We start from the raw sequence: 18,475 nt of genomic DNA, 5'->3' as shown, positions 1-18,475 counted from the left end.
TGTGATTAGCTCAAGTTTTTATTAGTCATACGCTAATGAAAATCCCTTGAACGCGTTGTAAAGTTGGGCAAGGTATCCGTTAGATCAATCAACTTGCCAGCAATGATATGAACGACATCACCTTCACGCTCAAGTATGCCCGTTACCTTTAATATTTTTGCTGTTAGGTAAGCTTGTTTTTGCGCTCTGGCGGTGCCTGCCCATACAATGACATTAATATTACCTGTGTCATCTTCCAAGGTGAAAAAAGTAACGCCAGCAGCCGTTCCTGGCGATTGCTTTCCGGTAACAACACCGACAACAGAGACAAGTGATTTATGTGATTTTTCATGGAGGTCTTGCATGCGAATAAACCGACCTAATTTACCCGCTTGGGTTAATAATGTAATGGGATGATGGTTTAGCGAAAGTCCTAATGCCGCATAGTCTTCGTGCAGTTCATCGAACAAATTCAGAGTCTGTTGATGATCAGGTGCTGAAACTGCTGTTTCATTAAATAAAGGCAGGCTATTTTCCGTGTTCATGAGCGACCAGCGCGTTGCATAACGATCGCCGCCGAATACCTTTAATGCATCGGCAGATGCTAATAATTCAATGTCTCTCTTATTCAGCTCTAACTTATTCAACTGTTGAATATGCGTGAAACCGAGTTGTGGGCGATTTTCAATTACTTGAATTGCTGTTTCCTTACCTAAGCCTTTAATTAGTCGCATACCTAAGCGAATAGCCATGTTGCTGGTAGTTCTCTGTTCTTTATTTGATGGCTGGGCGATAAGTGTGTGTTCATATTCGGAATGATTGATGCAAACGCCATATACTGTAATTCCATGGCGACGGGCATCTTGTATTAATTGAGAACTACTATAAAAGCCCATCGGCAAACTGTTCAGCAAAGAGGTATAAAATACTGCTGGGTAATAATGTTTTAGCCATGCTGAAGCATAAGCTAATACAGCGAATGACGCAGAGTGACTTTCTGGAAAACCATACTCACCAAAACCTTGAATTTGCTCAAAAATACGTTCTGCAAAAGCAACATCGTAGCCTCTTGTTTGCATACCGTTAATCAGCTTTGTTTTAAATTGCAGTAATTCGCCATTTTTCTTCCACTTTGCCATTGCTCGCCTGAGTTGATCCGCTTCACCACCCGTAAAACCTGCAGCAACCATCGCCAGTTTAATCACTTGCTCTTGAAAAATAGGAACACCTAAGGTGCGCGACAATACATCTTTAACCGCAGCAGACGGGTAGGTGACTTCTTCTTCTCCATTACGGCGTTTTAAAAAAGGGTGGACCATGTCACCTTGGATAGGACCTGGCCGCACAATCGCTATTTGAATGACTAAATCATAATAAGACGCAGGCTTTAACCGAGGCAGCATACTCATTTGTGCTCGAGATTCTATTTGAAAAACGCCAACGGTATCTGCTTTTTGAATCATCCTATACACATCCGCATCATCTTTTTTTCGAGTAATGTCGGCAATAGAAAGTGTTTGTTGATAGTGACGTTCAATCAATGAAAATGACTTCCTAATTGCCGTTAACATGCCTAATGCCAATACATCAACTTTAAGCAGCCCTAAGCTTTCTAGATCGTCTTTATCCCATTGAATTACAGTACGTTCAGCCATTGATGCATTTTCAACCGGTACTAACTCATACAAGGGGCCAGATGAAATAACAAAGCCCCCAACATGCTGGGATAAATGACGAGGAAAGCCGATAATTGCTTCAACCAACGAGATAAAGAGTTGCCCTTGTAAAGACGTAGGTTCTATACCTAATTCGATAATTTGCTTTTGCCAAGGGAGTTCTCGGTCACGTCGGTTGACATTCTTTATGAAGTAATCCAATTGCGTGTCGTTAAAACCAAGCGCTTTACCAACATCACGTACTGCACTTTTAAAACGATAGGTGATCACAGTTGCTGCTAAGGCGGCTCGCTCTCGACCGTATTTTTTATAGATGTACTGGATCACTTCTTCACGGCGTTCATGTTCAAAATCAACATCAATATCTGGTGGCTCATTACGCTCTTTACTGATAAACCGTTCAAACAGTACTGAAATTTGCCTTGGATCAACAGCGGTTATTTCCAAACAATAACAAACTATGGAATTAGCTGCTGAGCCACGACCTTGATACAAAATACCTTGTTGCTTAGCGAACATCACAATGTCATGAATGGTGAGGAAGAAAAACGGATAATCTAACTCTTCAATCAGTAGCAATTCTTTATCAATAACACTTTTAATTGTTTTATCAACCCCTTGCGGGAAGCGAATTGTAATGCCTTTATCCACCAATAAACGTAAATGTTCCATCGGCGTTTTTCCTGTAGGAACTAATTCATTGGGGTATTCATAACGTAACTCTTGTAAATTGAAAGTGCACCGTTTGGCAATAAGAAGACTTTCGGTTAACCAGTTAGAAGGATAAAGTTTGCTTAACTTTTCTTTCGAGCGAAGGGCTCGCTCGGCGTTACACAATAGCGCATGGCCAGCCTTTTTAATTGGAGTACCTAATCGGATCGCTGTTAGAGTATGTTGTAAAGGTAAAGAGTGGGGATTATGCATTAGTACACCACCACAAGCGGTTATTGGTATCTCATAACACTGCGACAATTGTTCACAGTGGTGCATATAGTGCTTATCTTCAGACTTTAAGTGCCGCTGAACACCAAGCCATAATCGTTTGTCGTGATACTTTTTTAACCATTTCCCCCAATGACGATCAGTCGTACTACCTTGAGGGAGCCACAAGTAAAAGCAGTATTGTATCGACATCAAGTCCCATTGTGAGATTTGATAAGCACCTTTATTTGCTCTTCTGCGTGCGTTAGTGATGATGCGACAAAGCTCAGCGTAGGCAAGGCGGTTGGGGCAAATTAGAATAACGCTTAATTCACTTTCAATATGAAACAAGCTACCAACGATTAATTGAATATTAAGTTGTTCTTTTTCAATGACCGAATAAGCCCGAACAACTCCTGCTACAGAACATTCATCCGTTATAGCCAGCGCTTGATAACCCAAAGCACTTGCTTGCTTGATCAATGCTTCAGGGTGAGAGGCGCCTTGTAAAAAGGAAAAGTTACTTTGGCAAAAAAGCTCAGCATATTGCATATTCTGATAACCTAACTAAACGTGCCGTGGGTGAACCATTCTTGCTCAGGGGTTCGGTACACCCAAAGCCAGCGCCCTTGCTCAGATCGTGCAATAAAGTAATCTCGTATAATAGGAGAACCATCCCACCAACCTGTAGCGATTCGCTCTGGACCTTGCATTACAGTCACTTTATCTTTTAACGGCTCAGGTACGGGAAACAATAAACTTGGGCGTAACTTAGTGGCTGTGCTGGGAGTATTCTTTGGTGCTGATAAAGGTTGGCATAATTTATTGGCGTTTTCTGGCCGTGCATCGGGTATATATTGAACTCCCATGATGGCAGCTTCGCCTAATTTTGCCTGTAACGTTGAAATGAGCTCAGTCTCGGTTATTGCTCCTTGTTTATCTGAAAAGAGAGTAAATTCCGTCGCTTGCTTAGCCACTTGATGCTTAGTTTCTAATGTTAATCGAGTAATAGGTGCATCTAACTCAACAGACCCTAAACGAAGCTGTAAAAGCACCAACCATTTGCTTTGTTGGTATTCACCCGCAGCAGAACATAAGCTAAGTGAAATATCTTTGGTGTCCCGTTGGTGAAGTATCAACTGCAATTCATGTGCAACTAATCCTCTAATAAACAAAAACTGCTCTAATTGCTTTAACAATATACTCAAAGGGCGCTCTAGCCATAAAAGGTTTTCAATATCGTACAGGCATTCAATATGGCGCTTAAATGATTCCGGTGGTTGATAAAACACCACAGGGTGTTTAAATTGTCCGGATAATTGACCAACGTAATTCACTAAATCACCATCAAAGCGTTTTGCTAATTCAACTAATGGTGTATCAAGTAAAGCTTTGAGCTGCTTAATGCCTACTCGGGTCAACTGCTTAATTGTTTTACTTGGTAACTCTGTCATTACCAATGGCTGTAATGCGATGCGCTCAAGGACAAGGGTTTGGTTGTGAGTGATCAAATTGGTTCCTGCTTTGGCCAGCAATTGAGCTGCATAAGGAGTAAACCCTGTCGCATAGTGAAAATGAATCCCCAAGTGAACAATATGCTCTTTTAACGCCCGCCAGTAGTTCTCTAACCCATCATATAATGCCAACATATTGTTAGTTCGAAGCAATAGCCCTTTGGGTTCTACCAAGCTAATGTCAGACGTATGCATATAAAGCCAATCAGCAATTTCACTCAATTTTTCTTGCTCAAGCTGTTCGTTGTACGGGTGTATTTGCAGTTGCTGACAAAGCGCTGTTGCGGTGCCTATCCCCATGCCGAGTGTTATGCCAGAGTGCAAAGCAACATGATTGAGCTGTACAATGGTATTGTTACGACCGTCAACAATTACAATCGCGGCTTGATTGTCTACATGATAAAGCGTATCTAGCTGTAATATTGGAAAATCTAAGTAAAGCCATACCGTCATCTCTATAACACATGTGCTTTTGGAAACGGGACAACATTCTCCGCAGAAGATGGTACGATAAGCTCAGACCAATGCTTAGACATATCTACTGAAAACTTCGGGATAGGCCAGCCACCTTTGCGTTTAGGAATAGAAACATTTACCCCTTTGCTATGTGTCGTTAACTTCATACTCAAAGTGACAGGTAAAGACAGAGCATATTGCTGCTGTTTTTTAAACAATACATGAAGGCTTTCACCGACATTGGTGGCATTTTTCAGCCGTTTAACTTGATGTATCGCTAAATTTTGATACCACTGTATAACTGCACAACAAGCACCACTTTTTAGACATTGTTCAGCAGCCCATAATGCGTCTTTCTCTAGTTCTACCTGAATGATGATGACTTGAGCTAAGGCGATTCCTTCGCGATATAAGTACTCCGCACTGATGTAAGCAGGAGGATTAATAAAAACGACAAGCCGTTGTTGAGCCAGCTGTGCGACATATGGCATCATTAATCTCAATTCACCAATTCCCATGTCAGTATCAATATCTATAATGCCTGTTTTTGGTAGGCCTCCTTGAAGCTTTTCATCAATTTCTCGGTAGCCTGAAGGAACTTGCTCTGGCTGAATGTTTTTTCGGGAGCCTTGCCAAACAAGCTGTTTTTTCTTTAGTTCTTGAATTAGTTTATTCATAAGTTCACCTGTATATATTTACAGTATATTTTTAAATGGAAGATCCTGCAAGCTGACTGAAGCGTGAAAATTAAAATTATGGCTAGATTCAGTGCAACATTTAATACAAGGTGATGAAACTGTTTACTTTTCAATATGGTTAAATACAGTTTAATAAACCATTATGTAACGGATTATTAATAGTAGAGTGCAGGGCAAGCCTTTTTGATGATTTTGTCATATGCTTAATATATGAGCAATTTGTAACAGAGGGGCAGTATGCTTAAATTTCCAGTATTGGGATGGGTTTTCTTTTGTCTCTTTGTTAGTGGCTGTCAAACGACCAAGATTTATAAAACTGAATTAAACCAAACCCCTGAATCATTGCTCAAAGATGAATTGTTTATTGGCCAAGAGGCCGTATATATAGAACCTCCCCAGGAAATTTTTGCACTTACCGATGACATTAAGAAAACTGTCAGGGGTAAAGTACTTATAGAAAAAGACTTTCATGCCCGTTCAGTAAAGCTGATTAAATTTATTTTTGGCACTGACAGTAATAATTTAGCATATCGCAGTAATGCCACCATGATTGCACAAGATGCTTACAATCAAAAAACCGCAAATTGTATTTCTTTAACCATATTAGCCTATTCGTTAGCAGAACTTGCAGGCTTAGATGCTGAATTTCAAGACGTTCGTGTGCCAGAATACTGGGTACGCAATGGTGATTACAACATGTTGTCAGGGCATGTTAATTTACAAATTAAAAGACCGAAACAAGTATCAAGCCTCTTATTGTTTGATAGCAAAGGCATAGAAGTCGACTTTGATCCTTTTATTCAAAAGCAAAACTTCCCTAAAACACCCGTCAGCAAAAACACCGTAACGGCTATGTTTTACAATAATAAAGGGGCAATGGCATTAGTTGATAAAAATTACATTGAAGCGTACCGCTATTTTAAAGCAGCTATCGAGGTTGAACCCAAATACCATGCGTCATGGGCTAATTTAGGTATTTTATATCGCTTCAATGATCACGTTAATTTAGCCGAACAAAGCTATCGTCATGCCATAGCTATCGATCCTAACAGCTTAAACACCTTAACGAACTTGTCGATATTGTTAGAAATGCGTGGTGATTTTGACGAATCAAGAAAAATTGACAGCGCCATTATTAAACATCGCATTAATAATCCCTATTACCATGCACTTTTAGCTGATGAAGCCATGTATGACGGTTTGCCATATCAAGCCATTAAACACTTTAAACGGGCCATCAACTTAGACTCTCGCTTACATGAACTCTATTTTGGTCTAGCCAAAGCTTATACTGCTACAGGAAACAACGAAAAAGCTCAAAGTGCCATGAGAAAAGCAATTAAAACCAACAGAATTCAAAGTATTGATGACAAATATATCGCAAAATTAGACTTACTAAGACGACGTGATTAAAGACCTTTATTCATTATTATTGTTCTTATTACTTATGGGCTGTGCAGGCTCTCCACCTGACGCCGCCCACACATTACACATAGCTAACTATCAAATAGACAAAACAGTATTACAAAAACATTTGGCTTATTTGTCTTCTGATCAATTAGCTGGACGAAAAGTGGGGACTACTGGTAGTCAATCAGCACAGCGCTATTTAATCGCTCAATTAACTAAGTTCAATATAAAACCTTTTCTCTCGAACGAATACCTTCACCCATTTAGTTTTGAATATGGATTAACGAATTATCATGCGAATAATATTGTTGGTGTGATTGAAAGTAAATTGCCATCTAATAAGTTCATTGTGTTATCAGCACACTATGATCATTTAGGTGTAAAGAATAAAGCCATTTACAATGGCGCTGACGATAATGCATCCGGTGTATCAGCCTTGCTTATGATAGCGCAACAAATTGCAAAATCACCATTAGCGCAAAATGTCATCGTTCTATTAAGTGACGCAGAAGAGAATAACTTAATGGGCGCAACTTATTTTTTGAAACACCACCGTACGCTGACCCAACACATATTGTTGAATATGAATTTAGATATGCTCTCAGGTAGCAAAACGACAAAAGCCTTACATTATATTTCAGATGATCTATTACAGATATTAACTCGAAAAGAATACCTTGAGTTTAAAGACAGACACTATCAACAAAACATAAAAATAAAACGAGGTTTTAAGAGAGCTGTAGGCTCTGGCTCTAGCGCCAATTTAAGAAGAAGTTGGCAGACGGCTAGTGATCATGGCGCTTTTTACCGTAAAAACATTCCTTTTATATACTATGGAGTCGGCCTACACGAAAATTACCATACCAAAAACGATGATTATCTTCATGCAAATAAGCCTTTTCTTTGGCATTCAACTAATATTATCTATGATCAACTACGCTTTATATCTGAGCATATTAACAATAAATAATTAACCAATTGGTCAATTAATTGTATAATGGTCCGATATCTCTGCTATTCATTTTTATAAGGTACTTTGTGCAATGGAAAAAAAATTCATCACAGCGCAAGAATTACTCGAAGACTCATTTAAAGTTGCTGCTAAAGTTTACGAAGACGGCTTTCGCCCTGAATTTATTGTAGGCATATGGCGTGGTGGTGCGCCTATTGGTATTGCTGTACAAGAGTTTTTTGACTTTAAAAAAGTAGAAACGGATCATATTGCGGTACGTACTTCTTCTTATTACGGCATTAATCAACAAAGTAAGGAAATAAAAGTACACGGTTTGCATTACATTATTGAAAATGCAAACGCCTCTGATAGCTTACTTATTGTTGATGATGTTTTTGATTCTGGCCGCAGTATTGACGCACTGATCAAACAGTTGTCTCATCTTATGCGTAAAAATATGCCACAAGACATACGAATTGCTTGTCCTTGGTATAAACCTAAGAATACTAAAGTCGATATTGTTCCTGACTATTACGTACATGAATCTGAAGACTGGTTAGTTTTCCCTCATGAGTTATCAGGCCTTAGCCCTGATGAGATTGCAAACGGAAAAACAGACCTAGCCAATATAAAAGAATTATTTATCTAATTTTGACATAACAAAAGCGTCATCTATAAATGCTATCATGATGACGCTTATTTATATTGCTGCAATTAAAGGAAGATTGCATGAATAAATTTCTCTTTGTATTTTCTTGCATATTTTGCGTAAATGTTGAAGCCAGCAGTGCACCAGTCGTTGTACTATCAATCGACGGTTTCTCTGCAGAATATATAGAGCGATACCAGCCCAAACACTTACTTGATATAAAAAATCAAGGGCTATCAAGCCCAGCATTAGCACCTGTTTTTCCAACCAAAACCTTTCCAAACCATTTAACCATGGTTACCGGAAAATACCCCAGTCAACACGGTATTATTCACAACAGTTTTTACGATCGAGTGAAACAAAAAAAATATAAAGTAGGGGATGGACGAAAAGACTCGAGCTGGCTTAAGGCTGAACCCATTTGGATCACTGCTGAAAAAAATGGTATTACCTCGGCAAGCTACTTTTGGCCAGAATCAGAAGCAACAATAAATAACTTCAAACCAACATATCGCTACGCTTATGATGAAGCAATTACAAGTAAAGAGCGGCTAAACCAAATTATACGGTGGTTACAAATGCCAACCGATACAAAGCCTTACTTTATTGCCAGTTATTTTTCGTTGGTCGATAACGCAGGCCATCGCTTTGGCCCTAACTCGATTCAGGTAAAAAAGGCCGTTGCACAAATTGATCAACTCATTGGTGAATTTACCCAGCAATTAGCACAACTTGATATTGAGGTAAATTTAGTCATCGTCTCAGACCATGGCATGATCAACATTGGTCAAGATAATGCCATTTTATTAACTGATTTACCTTTATCATCAGCGTTAGATTTGGTTCACAATGGAGAAAGTCAGCTTTATATTTATGAACAAAATAAAAGTTTAGTAAATGAAACCGTTATAGCGCTAAATTCGTCATCGAAAAATAGATATCAAGCCTATGCTAATGGTCAGTTTCCAAAGCATTGGCACTTTAACCAGCTTGATGACACTATGCCAGATATCATTGTTAATGCGTTACCACCGTATAGTTTTAGCTATGGTGGCAGTGGCTCAACAAATAAAGCAACGCATGGTTATGATCCATTATCGAGCAAAAAACTCAATGGTATTTTCATTAGCCAAGGGCCAAATATTAAACCTGGCCGAGTTAGTGGCTTTAGCAATATATATATTCACTCGTTCTTATGTGCGCTACTTAATTTGCCCACTACTGAGCACTCGAATACCAACCCATTACTTGAGTATAAGGTAGAATAAAGTGGGTATTGCTGTCGACTTAATGCCTTTTACAGTAATGAAAGGCCATCAAGTTGCTTCGGGGCTTGCTATAAACTCTCCATACCCTCAGGGTACAATTGCATTGCAATCGCCTTTTTTTAGACAACAAGGATTAGATCTAACGCCATATTTCATGGGAACAATTAATGCCGCTTTCGCATGCAAAAGCATTAAGTTAAAAGCATGGGATCATGAAGTTAAGCGCTTAGTTTGGTTCCCTGAATTGCCTTGTGAAGATTTTAAGTTTGCCCATTGTCACGTTATATATCAAAATCAAAGCTATCCTGCGCTAATTTACCAACCAACGGCAGAAACAAAAATTGGACATTTTCAACCAAAAAACACATTGGAAATTATCAGCGAAGAAATTAAAGGATTAAAGTACGGAGTACAAGCGACATTACAAATCGCCAAGCAATACCTTATTTTTGAATATGATTAGTAGTTTTAACCTATGAGAGAACTCAACTTAATCGTTGTTTTCTAGCTATATCCTTTGCTCTGTTACAAAATTCAGTAATAAAAAAGCCTATATCTCTATAGGCTTTAGTTTTCAACGATGAAGTTAAAAAATTACCTGCGCCTTCTCGTTCGACGTTTTAGTTTTTTATCTTGTTCATCTTCTGCAATGTTTGGCTGATTAGCCGCTTTTTTTTCTTCTTCAGCTTCTTCCATCGCAAGTAATTTACTTAAGCTGTTTTCTTGAATTTCCGAGCTGTCTTCATCGCCTTTAAAGACTGACTTAATTAGGCTTTTCATACCGGTAAAACCAGTCTTATCTTGTTGCTCTTGTGGTAAGGAATTCGTTTCATCAACAGTTTCGGTTGCAGGTTGAGTGACACTAGTGACTTCCTGTGCAGCGTCTTGTGCTAACGCATTCACTTCAACCAATTTTACTTTGCGTTGGTTAACCTGCTTAGTTGGTGTTGCGTCAATATCAACAATTTCTTCAGGCTCTGCATTAACTACTAGAGCAGGGGGCTCATTCATCTGCTCTTCTAAAAAAGCTTCAGCTGTTTGCTCTTGTTTCTTAATGTTTGCCTTAATCACCTTAGCGTTACTTTGATTCGCTACATCTTTTCTTGCAACGTTATTTGCATTAGCTTTATCGCTAATGCGGCTATTAAATTCATTGACTAAAGTATCTATTTCCATCATTGAAATAGAAGACGCCTCATGCAGTCGAGATTGTTTCTCTTGTAATGCCAAATACTGTTGTTCAATACCTTTTATTGCCCCTTTAACGCCATCACTCAGGTTAGCTGTCAATTTTTTATAAACGGTGATTTCTTCATGTAGGGTGGAAAGGAGGTTTTCATTTACTTCAATTCGTTGCTCAATCACCGATAATTTCTTATCTAGTCTTTGCTTCTTAATTTTAAATTTTTCTACTAACTCTGTTAACAGGTGAATTGAAGGTTTAGTTGTCGCAACAATATTACCTAACTCCATGATAAGAGAAACAGGTTTCCATTGTTTAAACGATGGGTGCCACCCATAAATGTCTGGATTCGCTTGAGCGTATGCCTGCGCTTCTTCCAAATTCACTGGGCCAGTGACACTACCGTTTTTTGAAAAATACCATTTTTTCATAGTCATAATATTTACTTCATTAGTTGAAAAATCAATCTGTATACTGCATTACAGCATATATGAGAAATTAAACGCTTTACTAAACGTCAGCAATATTTTTTTGTAGAGCTTCAAATTGCTGCTCAATATTACGTAACGTTGTTCTAACTTCTTCGTTCAAGTGTTTTGATTTTGAGATATAAGAATCAATATCTAATTCGCTCAATGACGTAACCGTATTAGCTAGCGTACTTTCAATTCGAGACATGGTATTAAGCATTTCTCGCTCTTCATTGATAAAATTTTCAAATAATTCCGTAGGAATTGCTTGGGGTGGCTTGGGAATAGATATCTCAGTATCGAATTCATCAATACAATCGACGGGCAACCATTGCGCATAGCTCGGGTGCCAAGCGTATAAGTTTTCATGTTTAGCAATAAACTTATTTGATTCTTCCAATCCTAATGGTCCGCTAATATCGCCATCTTTGGAAAAATACCACTTCATCATTGTCACAGTCCTTTTTTATTTTAATTTTCGAGCCGAACAGTTGCTTAAGGCTAAAACAGCAAATTCACCATTCGGAACCTTAAAAACTAACAACTTTTAACCAAATAATCACGATAAATTTTAACTAACTTGCAATAATTTCAAAAAATCAGTTTGCGAGAGCTTTACTTAAGAGCGACCAAACTGGCGATAAAACCACTGAAACAGGGTGCCTGAGGCAAAAATTCTAAAAAATGATGCTGATATGAAAAAAAATACGATCAAATAATTGCATAACTCTCTATAGATTTTTGCGAACATAAACTAAGCTATTCTTTGATCTTTTTCTTCCTTCCTGATTGATGGCGCTCACGTAAATCTGAGTCTATATATCTATCTGTTGTCGCCATACTGGCATGACCCGCATCATCACGAACATGCTCGCGAGGACGGTTTTTAACGTCTTCTGAAATACCGGTATGCCTTAACCAGTGAACAGTTGCCGCTTTTAATTCCATCGCATCATCTTGTAAACCGTGGCTTTTCATGCGCTCAAAAGCCGTGTCAAAACAATGTTGTACAATGCGCCTAATATGACGCGTAGAAGAAATAGGGCCTTTACCTTTTGATTTTATAATCAGTGGCTCATATTCACCTGGTACTGGAAAACGCGATAACCCACGCGAACCACGATAACGACCGAGTGCATTTAGTACTTCATCACAAACGGTAATAATGCGATTCTTATTACCTTTACCTAAGACGTGAAACCACCAACTTCCGTCATGATCCTTTCTAAAATCGTCCATCATAGGTGTAGAGCGTTCATCAGCGGCCAGTTCAGAAATACGTAAATACATGCCAAAAAAGCAATTCATCATAAACAGGGTGCGTTCATGTTCGTCAGGGTTTTCTTGTGCCATTAATTCAGCCGTTTCAATAACATATTCCCATTGTAAGGTACTGATCCTACGAACAGTCGGGCGAGACTCTTTGCGTATAAACTTACTTTTTTGACGAATGAGTGCAATGGGGTTTGATTCAGTTAATCCTTCTTGGATTAAAAACTCATAAAAGGAAGACAACGCCGTGAATATTGCTTTTACCGCAGCTTGCGACAATTCGTAGTCACTATGTTCAGCCGACAATCCTTTTTTATGATCGGTCTTAGAAACGCTAACAACGAAAGGTTTCCATTCGGGGTTGGCAATACGATGGCCAGCATTAGATTTAAAGCGAGCGACATTTTTAAGGCCAATCCAGTGTTTAGGTGGCGTCTTACAAAATTCTATATATTCTTCAATGTCGTGTCGTTTTAATTCACTGATCGATAATCTGGCAATGTTCCAAGACCATTGCAGCAAACGTTCAATCTCACGACGATAGCTATTAAAAGTCGCTTTACTACCGTTATAGCTATAAAGAAATTTTAAAGAGAATTCTAAATCTTCTTTTTGATTTTCAATGCCGCGACATTGCTCAGGAATAGAAACAACAATTTGTTTAAACGGATTTCCAATGAACTCAATATTATCAATTATGGGTACAGGGTTATTTTTAGATTTAGCCATAAACAACAAAGATATAGTAATGATGGACGCATAGTAGCGTATCTTAAGCACCTTTACAATAAGTCCGATATTCACAAATATCGGACTTATTGGGTGTTAGTAAGAGCCCTCAAATTTAGCTTCTGTACAGTTATCTAGTTAATTGATAAATAACGTCATTACTACAGGCGCGAAATTTAAAATCTAGTGTGTAATGTATGACAAACTGACTCAGATTTTAAAATCGGGTATGTTTTGTTATCCGTCCCACCTAATAATCAAAAATCTTATTTAAATTCGAAATTTAAAATCTAGTACTTAATGTGTGCCATCCTGACTCAGATTTTAAAATTGAAGGCTCGCTTTCAATCTACATACCAAATTCTTAATTAAAGCATTGGGCAAACACACTATTTTTGGGTTTTTATTAGTCTAATTCTACTTTTGAAACTGAGAATTTATAATTTTGCCTAACTCACCGTTAGCTTGTAGTTTTGATATCGCTTGGTTGAATTGCTGTAATAATTCAATCGAGCAAGACTTCTTACTCAACATTATGTGGATAGTGTCTTGATAAATAGGTAAAGAATGCAATTCAAACTCTTCTTCCATTTGATACTTTTTAGCAAATGCAGCCAGGGTTAATGGATCAACAAGAAAACCGTCAATATGACCTTTGATTAACATGGTTACGTTTTCTTCAATGTCAATCACTTCACTAATATGCTCTTGAAATTTTGGATTCTTAATGAGTTCTTGATATTCAGCGCCGTAAAAATAACCACCTTCAACGCCAATCAAATATGAACTGTCAACAAGATCGGATAATTGCGTCAGCTTGATGTTTTCTACATTTCCTTTTCTTACAAACAGATTAACTTGCTCTTTCCGGTAAGGCTTTGTGAAATATGCATACTCTTCACGTTCTGCAGTGAATGAAGCACCAAATGCAATATCCATTTGACCATTTTTAAGGAGTTGTAAATGACGCTTCCAGGGTAATTCGTCATACGAATACTTTATGCCAACTTGTTTACCGATGGCATTAAACGACTCGATATCGATGCCAACGAGCTGACCTTTTTTGTCATGGTATTGATAAGGGTACCAAAGCTCCCATCCTACGTGCATATTGGCATGTTCAGCGTAGGCATTGAAACTGCATATAAGTGCTATGTAAACAGAAATTATATATGCAGTCTTTTTCATATTATTGAATGGGCTTAATTTTTAACGCTAAGGCTGGATCTAGCCTAACATCAAACCAATTAACTCTCCAATCCAAATGAGGTCCTGTTGAACGCCCTGTTGAACCTACAGCCGCAACCACATCTCCCTGCTTTACTGCGTCGCCTACTTTTACATAGGAGTCACTTAAATGTAGAAATGTAGAGTTAATACCATGTCCATGATCAATAATGATAGTGCCGCCTGAATAAAACATATCTGGGACATTCAAGGTAACAACACCATCAGCCGGAGCTTTAACAGGATCACCCTTTTTTCCTGCATAATCTAAACCAAAGTGAGGCGATTTAGGTATACCATTGTATACACGATGACTGCCATAAACCCCGGTAATAATCCCTTTGATGGGCGGAATAAATCCATAAGCAAAGTGAACTAATTCACTGTCAGCTTTTCGTGCTGCTTTGACTTGTTTGCTGTCTTTTTTAGCTCGCGCAACGGCTTTCGGATCTGGGTTCATAATTTTTTTTGAAATCCCATTGACCTTTTGTACCTTGTAATTTTGTTTTGTAGGGGTAAGGACTCTTTCTTCCACAGCCCCTGAAGCAGATACAATTTTCAAAATGTGTTTTTCTTCATCCATCCAGCTAAAACCAAAGGTATAATCACCGTCACGAGAAACTTTAAGTGGAATATCATCTAAATAAACGGTTGCACTAGGAGATGTCTTTCCTACCATCAAACCGCCCTGCTTTATTTCACCCGTTAGCTTAATCTCAGCCGTGCTATAAAAGCTCACCGTAAACATCAAGGTACTTAAACAAACAGGCCATAATTTAAACACTTGCTATTGCTCCTTTACCAACGCCTTCATACGCAACAACCTTTAGTTGATGTTCAGGATGCTGCGCTTTTAACTGCCTTGCGATGTAATCAGCTAATAGCTCAACTGTCGAATCACAATCGACGACCTCTAATACACATTCTTGCACCGCAATATCAAATCGGCCTTGTGGTGCCATATAGGAAAAGAAACGGTGATCGGGTTTCAAATTTTCAATGGCATACTCAGATAGCTGAGCTTTCTCCTTAGCTATTTCATCTGAGTCAGTAGCAATATAGATATCACGCCAGCGCTCGCACCAATAACTTTCCAACCCTTGATCCCGTCGTTCGTCCTTGAACAGTTGAATGGTAGAGCGGTGACCGTGAGCAATGCGCTGACAATTACCATCATGCTTTTTAAGACCATGAGTGTAATGATAATAATCACTTGTTATGTGTTCAGGTCTTAATGTTAATACTAAGTTTTTTACGTTAGTAGGTAGCTGCTCTAAAATGATTTCTTTGAGGTGTTTAGTTACGGACTCAACGGCAATCTCATCCGTATCAATTTTGGCATAAGCACACGCTGGAGATTGTAAGTAGAAAACAGCTCTTTCACTTTCAAAGTCTACAAATTCGTGACCTTCATTATAGACTGAGTTGGTAACACGTAACGCGCAATCTTGAGTTGGTAACAATAATTTGTGATCTACTGCGTCATCTATAATGGCTTTTATCTGTTTTTTAACAATACCAAAATCTAACACCATACTTTGATCGTTTAAGTCTCCATCAAGAAGTACATCCACTATCCAACTTTCCCCCACCACACCACGTTGACGGCAAAGATAAGAAAAATCTATTACAGTGAGATCATTAACAAATAATTGCATCGACAAATTACCCTTTTACTTTCCAGTTCATTTGCTCGCCAGCCTTAATTGGCACAACTTGGTTTGGACCAAAATTCATTGTTTCAGGCACTTGCCAAGCTTCTTTTACCAAAGTAATGGTATCTGAGTTTACTGGTAAACCATAAAATCCAGGTCCATTTAAACTAGCAAATGCTTCTAGTTGCTCCAGTGCATTTTCTTGCTCGAACACTTCTGCATATAATTCAATGGCGGCGTGAGCCGTATAAGAGCCTGCACAACCACAAGCACTTTCTTTTGCTTCTTTAGCATGTGGTGCAGAATCTGTTCCTAAGAAAAACTTTGCATTGCCACTTGTTGCCGCTTCTACTAATGCTTGCTGATGAATATTGCGTTTTAAAATAGGCAAACAGAAAAAGTGCGGTCGAATTCCGCCTACAAGCATGTGATTACGGTTGAACATTAGGTGGTGCGCTGTAATAGTTGCAGCAACATTAGTTCCAGCACTTTTAACAAAATCCACAGCATCTTTTGTAGTAATGTGTTCAAGTACTATTTTCAGTTCAGTGAAGCGTTCTGCTAATGGCGTGAGAATAGTTTCGATAAAACGTGCTTCTCGGTCAAAAATATCTATATCATCCGTAGTAACTTCACCATGGATCAACAAAGGCATGTCATTATCTTGTAATGCCTGAAGCGCAGGTAAGACATTTTCGATGTCTGTCACGCCTGAAGAAGAGTTTGTTGTTGCCCCCGCAGGGTAAAGTTTTGCTGCATACACTAAACCACTTTCTTTTGCTTTGACAATATCTTCTGCAGTTGTGTTATCTGTAAGGTATAGCACCATCAAAGGCTTGAAATTAGGGGTCGGATTTACAGCCATAATACGGTCATAGTAGGCTTTTGCGTCATCGGCATTCACAACTGGTGGTACTAAATTTGGCATCACGATAGCGCGACCAAAATAGCGACTAATATCAGCAACTGTATTGTTAAGCGCTTCACCATCGCGTAGGTGAACATGCCAATCGTCTGGTCTTGTGATTGTTAAACTACTCATTTTCTATCCTATAATTTAGTGCAAATAATATTCAGTTAGTCTTGGTTGTTAAGCAACTGAAGTAATTGTTCTTTTAAGTTTGGCGGTACTTTATAAATGGTCAAACTGTCGTTAGCTGCATTATATACTACATCTTCTCCAAAGTGACTGCGTTCGAAGCTAATACTGATACCATTTCCATAACCAGAATATTTCGTCACCTTATTTACTATCGCTTGTTCATGAGGGAATGATTCTTCAATCTCGTAGTTTTGTTCTTGAACAAACTGATAAAAATCTTGTTCACCATTGTCTTTGCTGATGACTTTACCAATTTCTTGCAGTGAAACGTCTTGTGAAGCTTCTTTTTGCTCTTTGCAGTAGCCTAGCAGTTCCTTGCGAGTTTGTTGTTTTTCTTGAGCATCAAGTTGATTAACACTGACGTAATCTTCAACGGCCTGAACGAGGTTTTGTGTTTGCTCTTTAGTATTTAGACCTTCCTCGCAGCCAAGAAAATCAAGGAAAAAGTCAGAAACTTTTCTGCCTGCACGGCCACGAATAAACGACACATAACGATTACCCTGAGCGTTTTGTTGGTAATCAAATAAATCAATACGAGCAGCCAACTGTAGCTTATCAGTATCTAGGTGTTTGGCCGCCGAAATATTTAGTTCACTATCAACTGAGTAATGCTCACTGATCGGGATAATAGCCGCAATAATATACCGTCCGCCCATGTGTTCGTAATGACAAAGCACCAAATAGCCAGTTTCTGCTAGGTCATATTTAGTGAGCTCATTTTTCAATAAGTTGGTTGATTGCACACCGAACTCATTAAACCCTTGGACATCATTTAAGTAGCTTTCCATCACATCAACAAAACACGCTTGGTCTCCTTCGGCGGGCATGGTTGAGAAATGACCATACCCTTTATTGCCTTTTTGGTTATAAATGCCATGTAACGCTTCAACAAAGTCTTGAATTTTTGTATCTACTTCTAGCGACTCAGGTCCAAAACGTACCTGAACTTCACCTGTTTCTTCTTTTTTTGTTAGAAAATGCAGTGCAATGTTTGAAATTATTAAACTCATAAATAAAGGCCAGTATTATAATGTGATTGCATTTGATAAACTTCGCTTATCAATCACTAAAAGTATTTAAAGATGCCTATTGTATCCAAGTATTCTAACGAACGTGTAGAAAAAATTATCGAAAAATTAATGGATGTCCTTGTTGACGAGTCAGTTTCAGCTGATTTAGCATTAATGTGTTTAGGAAATACCATTACCGAAGTTATTACACAGCAAGTTCCGGAGGCGCAACGTCAAGCAATTGTTGACAATTTCACCAGCGCACTGAAACAATCAATTAATTCTTCAAAGTAACCAAATAAAA

The 18,475-nt window shown here is 38.5% G+C and carries 17 protein-coding genes; 6 read left to right on the top strand and 11 right to left on the bottom strand.

Translation table 11 applies throughout. The features are described 5' to 3' along the window. Positions 1-32 precede the first annotated feature (32 nt). Genes QUE03_RS10000 through imuA form a run of 3 tightly spaced genes read right to left on the bottom strand, consistent with a single transcriptional unit; the run spans position 33 to position 5,223 of the window. Positions 33-3,128, bottom strand: coding sequence for an error-prone DNA polymerase (locus QUE03_RS10000; protein WP_286267627.1), 3,096 nt, complete (start codon positions 3,126-3,128; stop codon positions 33-35). Between the two features lie 11 nt (positions 3,129-3,139). Next, positions 3,140-4,543: a Y-family DNA polymerase gene (locus QUE03_RS09995; RefSeq protein ID WP_286267624.1), complete on the bottom strand. Its 1,404-nt coding sequence runs from the start codon at positions 4,541-4,543 to the stop codon at positions 3,140-3,142. Positions 4,544-4,545: 2 nt separating this feature from the next. After that, positions 4,546-5,223: a translesion DNA synthesis-associated protein ImuA gene (gene imuA / locus QUE03_RS09990; RefSeq protein WP_286267622.1), complete on the bottom strand. Its 678-nt coding sequence runs from the start codon at positions 5,221-5,223 to the stop codon at positions 4,546-4,548. Positions 5,224-5,481: 258 nt separating this feature from the next. Between imuA and QUE03_RS09985 the strand changes: the two genes are divergently transcribed. The 5 genes from QUE03_RS09985 to QUE03_RS09965 all read left to right on the top strand — a co-directional run bounded on the left by QUE03_RS09985 (position 5,482) and on the right by QUE03_RS09965 (position 9,986). After that, a complete protein-coding gene (locus QUE03_RS09985) occupies positions 5,482-6,657 on the top strand; it encodes a tetratricopeptide repeat protein (protein WP_286267620.1) in 1,176 nt (391 codons plus the stop codon). Further along, on the top strand, positions 6,650-7,624 hold the full coding sequence (locus QUE03_RS09980; RefSeq protein ID WP_286267618.1) for a M28 family peptidase: 975 nt from the start codon (positions 6,650-6,652) through the stop codon (positions 7,622-7,624). Before QUE03_RS09985 ends, QUE03_RS09980 begins: the two co-directional genes overlap by 8 nt. A 73-nt stretch (positions 7,625-7,697) precedes the next feature. Next, positions 7,698-8,255 carry a phosphoribosyltransferase gene (locus QUE03_RS09975; RefSeq protein ID WP_286267616.1) on the top strand — a complete coding sequence of 186 codons (558 nt, stop codon included), beginning with the start codon at positions 7,698-7,700 and terminating at the stop codon, positions 8,253-8,255. Between the two features lie 80 nt (positions 8,256-8,335). Continuing rightward, a complete protein-coding gene (locus QUE03_RS09970; RefSeq protein WP_286267614.1) occupies positions 8,336-9,523 on the top strand; it encodes an alkaline phosphatase family protein in 1,188 nt (395 codons plus the stop codon). A gap of 1 nt (position 9,524) precedes the next feature. Further along, positions 9,525-9,986 carry a hypothetical protein gene (locus QUE03_RS09965; RefSeq protein WP_286267613.1) on the top strand — a complete coding sequence of 154 codons (462 nt, stop codon included), beginning with the start codon at positions 9,525-9,527 and terminating at the stop codon, positions 9,984-9,986. A 131-nt stretch (positions 9,987-10,117) separates the two neighbouring features. On the opposite strand, the gene QUE03_RS09960 is transcribed toward QUE03_RS09965, so the two are convergent. The 8 genes from QUE03_RS09960 to yejK all read right to left on the bottom strand — a co-directional run bounded on the left by QUE03_RS09960 (position 10,118) and on the right by yejK (position 18,171). Continuing rightward, complete coding sequence (locus QUE03_RS09960; protein ID WP_286267611.1) at positions 10,118-11,143, bottom strand: DUF4339 domain-containing protein; 1,026 nt, start codon at positions 11,141-11,143, stop codon at positions 10,118-10,120. Between the two features lie 73 nt (positions 11,144-11,216). Further along, a complete protein-coding gene (locus QUE03_RS09955; protein WP_286267608.1) occupies positions 11,217-11,627 on the bottom strand; it encodes a GYF domain-containing protein in 411 nt (136 codons plus the stop codon). Between the two features lie 308 nt (positions 11,628-11,935). Next, positions 11,936-13,177, bottom strand: a complete 1,242-nt coding sequence (locus QUE03_RS09950; RefSeq protein ID WP_286267606.1) for a tyrosine-type recombinase/integrase — start codon at positions 13,175-13,177, stop codon at positions 11,936-11,938. A 417-nt stretch (positions 13,178-13,594) separates the two neighbouring features. Further along, on the bottom strand, positions 13,595-14,365 hold the full coding sequence (locus QUE03_RS09945; protein WP_286267604.1) for a substrate-binding periplasmic protein: 771 nt from the start codon (positions 14,363-14,365) through the stop codon (positions 13,595-13,597). Position 14,366: 1 nt separating this feature from the next. Further along, entirely contained in the window at positions 14,367-15,188 is an 822-nt protein-coding gene (locus QUE03_RS09940; RefSeq protein ID WP_286267602.1) for a M23 family metallopeptidase, read from the bottom strand. Then, complete coding sequence (locus tag QUE03_RS09935) at positions 15,181-16,062, bottom strand: 6-carboxytetrahydropterin synthase (protein WP_286267599.1); 882 nt, start codon at positions 16,060-16,062, stop codon at positions 15,181-15,183. The genes QUE03_RS09940 and QUE03_RS09935 overlap by 8 nt, the downstream gene beginning before the upstream one ends. A 7-nt stretch (positions 16,063-16,069) precedes the next feature. Further along, a complete protein-coding gene (pyrC, locus tag QUE03_RS09930) occupies positions 16,070-17,101 on the bottom strand; it encodes a dihydroorotase (RefSeq protein ID WP_286267597.1) in 1,032 nt (343 codons plus the stop codon). 35 nt (positions 17,102-17,136) lie between these two features. Then, the gene (gene yejK / locus QUE03_RS09925) at positions 17,137-18,171 is read right to left on the bottom strand and encodes a nucleoid-associated protein YejK (protein ID WP_286267595.1); all 1,035 of its coding nucleotides are present in this window, start codon (positions 18,169-18,171) and stop codon (positions 17,137-17,139) included. A 72-nt stretch (positions 18,172-18,243) separates the two neighbouring features. On the opposite strand from yejK, the gene QUE03_RS09920 reads away from it, so the two are divergent. Further along, the gene (locus QUE03_RS09920; protein WP_286267593.1) at positions 18,244-18,465 is read left to right on the top strand and encodes a YejL family protein; all 222 of its coding nucleotides are present in this window, start codon (positions 18,244-18,246) and stop codon (positions 18,463-18,465) included. The last annotated feature ends 10 nt before the right edge of the window (positions 18,466-18,475 follow it).

This window comes from Thalassotalea atypica (assembly GCF_030295975.1).
GTDB classification, from domain to species: domain Bacteria; phylum Pseudomonadota; class Gammaproteobacteria; order Enterobacterales; family Alteromonadaceae; genus Thalassotalea_F; species Thalassotalea_F atypica.
The sequence above is the reverse complement of the archived record's forward strand: the minus strand, read 5'-3'. Positions and strand labels throughout refer to the sequence as shown.

What these genes read in the sequence shown, in the direction of transcription:
- QUE03_RS09920 (WP_286267593.1), top strand. Translation starts at nt 18,244, where the DNA reads ATGCCTATTGTATCCAAGTATTCTAACGAACGTGTAGAAAAAATTATC.
- QUE03_RS09970 (WP_286267614.1), top strand. Translation starts at nt 8,336, where the DNA reads ATGAATAAATTTCTCTTTGTATTTTCTTGCATATTTTGCGTAAATGTT.
- QUE03_RS09985 (WP_286267620.1), top strand. Translation starts at nt 5,482, where the DNA reads ATGCTTAAATTTCCAGTATTGGGATGGGTTTTCTTTTGTCTCTTTGTT.
- pyrC (WP_286267597.1), bottom strand. Translation starts at nt 17,101, where the DNA reads ATGAGTAGTTTAACAATCACAAGACCAGACGATTGGCATGTTCACCTA.
- QUE03_RS09935 (WP_286267599.1), bottom strand. Translation starts at nt 16,062, where the DNA reads ATGCAATTATTTGTTAATGATCTCACTGTAATAGATTTTTCTTATCTT.
- QUE03_RS09960 (WP_286267611.1), bottom strand. Translation starts at nt 11,143, where the DNA reads ATGACTATGAAAAAATGGTATTTTTCAAAAAACGGTAGTGTCACTGGC.
- QUE03_RS09945 (WP_286267604.1), bottom strand. Translation starts at nt 14,365, where the DNA reads ATGAAAAAGACTGCATATATAATTTCTGTTTACATAGCACTTATATGC.
- QUE03_RS10000 (WP_286267627.1), bottom strand. Translation starts at nt 3,128, where the DNA reads ATGCAATATGCTGAGCTTTTTTGCCAAAGTAACTTTTCCTTTTTACAA.
- imuA (WP_286267622.1), bottom strand. Translation starts at nt 5,223, where the DNA reads ATGAATAAACTAATTCAAGAACTAAAGAAAAAACAGCTTGTTTGGCAA.
- QUE03_RS09950 (WP_286267606.1), bottom strand. Translation starts at nt 13,177, where the DNA reads ATGGCTAAATCTAAAAATAACCCTGTACCCATAATTGATAATATTGAG.
- QUE03_RS09955 (WP_286267608.1), bottom strand. Translation starts at nt 11,627, where the DNA reads ATGATGAAGTGGTATTTTTCCAAAGATGGCGATATTAGCGGACCATTA.
- QUE03_RS09975 (WP_286267616.1), top strand. Translation starts at nt 7,698, where the DNA reads ATGGAAAAAAAATTCATCACAGCGCAAGAATTACTCGAAGACTCATTT.
- yejK (WP_286267595.1), bottom strand. Translation starts at nt 18,171, where the DNA reads ATGAGTTTAATAATTTCAAACATTGCACTGCATTTTCTAACAAAAAAA.
- QUE03_RS09995 (WP_286267624.1), bottom strand. Translation starts at nt 4,543, where the DNA reads ATGACGGTATGGCTTTACTTAGATTTTCCAATATTACAGCTAGATACG.